Annotated in this window: 2 protein-coding genes; both read left to right on the top strand. The window is 60.5% G+C overall.

The annotated features are described in order from the left end of the window. The first annotated feature begins 216 nt into the window (after positions 1-216). Entirely contained in the window at positions 217-975 is a 759-nt protein-coding gene (locus tag VJ307_05685) for a molybdopterin-binding protein (GenBank protein HJX73630.1), read from the top strand. After that, positions 962-1,675, top strand: coding sequence for a hypothetical protein (locus VJ307_05680; GenBank protein HJX73629.1), 714 nt, complete (start codon positions 962-964; stop codon positions 1,673-1,675). The genes VJ307_05685 and VJ307_05680 overlap by 14 nt, the downstream gene beginning before the upstream one ends. Positions 1,676-2,137 lie beyond the last annotated feature (462 nt).

Here is a 2,137-nt window from a genome sequence, read left to right as displayed (position 1 = left end):
ACGATCGGGCGAATGAGGGACACCATCCGCTCCCCCTCGTCGATGTTCACGCCGGCGGAGGCGTAGGTGACCGTTTTTTTCACGATTTTTCCTCTCGAATGGCCCCAGAATGCACCCCCACGTTACTGACTCGCAAGTCTCAATGTCAATGATTTTTCCCCCCGCATTCTGTACAATGATCCGGTTTTCCGAGAAGAATCCGCGGCGAAAAGAGAAATGGCGAAGAGAGTCGGCATCGTGATTCTCGGCGACGAGGTGCTCCGGGCCGAGACCCGGGAGAGCAACATTGCCTACATGCTCCCTCTTCTCTACGAGTGGGGGGCGGAAGTGGCGCTGTGCGCCATTCTCCCCGACGACGTGCCGACCGTGGTTCGTCACCTGCGTGCGTACCTCGCCGAAGCCGATCTCCTGATCCTGACCGGAGGGATCGGTCCGACGCCGGACGACATCACGAGGGAAGCCGTGGCGACCGTGGCGGGGGTGCCACTTGTCGTCCACCCGGAAGCGAAGGCCCTGCTCGAGGCGTATTACGGGGAGAAGATGAACGAAAACCGGATGGTGATGGCGCAGGTGCCGGAAGGGGCGGTTCTCATCCCCAATCGGATCAGCGTGGCCCCCGGTTTTTTCGTGGCGCGCATGGCCGTCTTCCCCGGGATTCCCCGCCTGCTGCACGAGATGTTCGAGTGGGTGAAGCCCCTTGTGGAGGGAAAGAAGGCAGCCCGGGTGACCCTGTACAGTTTTGCGCTCGAGTCCGCCTATGCGGGGATCATGCGGGAGACGATCGGCGCTTTTTCGGGGGTAAGCATCGGCTCCTATCCCCTCATGGAGGGGGAGTACCGGGTACGGATCGTGTTTCGCGCGGAGAATTTCGCGCGTGCCGCGGCCTGCGCGGACCGGTTCACCGAGCGGATGCGGGCGGCGGGGATGGAGATTGCCCGCCGGACGGAGGAGAGGGGGACCGATGAGGAGGCGTAAGGGGTTCGCCGTTGCGGTCTCTCTCGCCGCACTGCTCCTTCTTCTTCCCGGTTCCTTCCCGGGCGGTGGGGCCGCAGAAGATGCGCGGACGGCAGGATGGGAGGAGGGGACGCCGGGGCGGTGGAACTCCCTCCCCCCAAGAAAGGCGCAGGCGGACAAGGATTCCTTCCATGCGGAGGTCGGCCTGGCTCCCGGGACAGGAGTTCTCTGGGAGAAGAAGACAAGCAGGACCCTTCGACCCGGAGATACCCTGGCGATCGAAATGGTCTCCACGGGGACGAACCGCACCTCCCGGGACTACCAACGGTACGACGCGCATTTCCCCATCTCGGTCACCGTCGTTTTCGGCCAGGATCTCGAATCCCTGACGTGGAAAAAACGGGTCGCCGATTTCTTCCGCGCGGTCTGGAACGGGTTTTCCCCCGGCGGGATCCGCCTGACCTTTGCCTACGGGAGCGTCGTTCCCGTCGGTTCGATGTACCGTCTGGGGGAGGAGGAAACCGTCTTCATCCTCGCCGGGGAAGAGGAACAGGGGAAGAGGATCGACATCGTCAGGGACTTGCGGGAAGATTTCCGGGCCGCCTACGGACGTGACCCCAAGGGGCCCGTCACCCGCATTCTGGTGTCCGCCGAGAGGCCTTCCCGGGAGTCCGGGCCGATCCAGGCGGAGATACGTATCACGTCGCCGCTTCTCCGCTGAGAGACTATCTACCCCTGTCGATTTCCCCTGTAACCTGCTTATCTACCCGCGATGGGGATCTACAAACGCCGGTTTCATAAGGTGCGGAGGAAACCTCACTTTCTCCGTTATAACGGCAGACGGTCTTTCGGGATTCCCATCTGTATTTATGGTCTTACTGATATGAAATCAGGGTGACACTTCTGATATCCGCGCAGTCTTGGTTTATCGAAAATCATTCCTTTCTAATGTTATTGAAATTTCTTTCTAATGAAAATTAGCCAGTTAAACGAATCTATCAAGACCTTTCCGGTCCACGGATTTCGGGCACGCTTTTTGTGGGGAAACCCCCCTGCCGCCGGCTTTCGTCGGAAGAAACTCGTCAGGGGGAGAAGAGATGATCGGTTCCAGCGTCCGCCTCACCGTTTTTCTGATGGGCTTGATCGTGGCGATGATCGTTCTCCCCGGATGTGGGGGTGGCGG

It is taken from the genome of Candidatus Deferrimicrobiaceae bacterium (assembly GCA_035256765.1).
GTDB lineage: Bacteria > Desulfobacterota > Deferrimicrobia > Deferrimicrobiales > Deferrimicrobiaceae > CSP1-8.
This window is presented reverse-complemented; position numbering and strand designations above follow the sequence as displayed.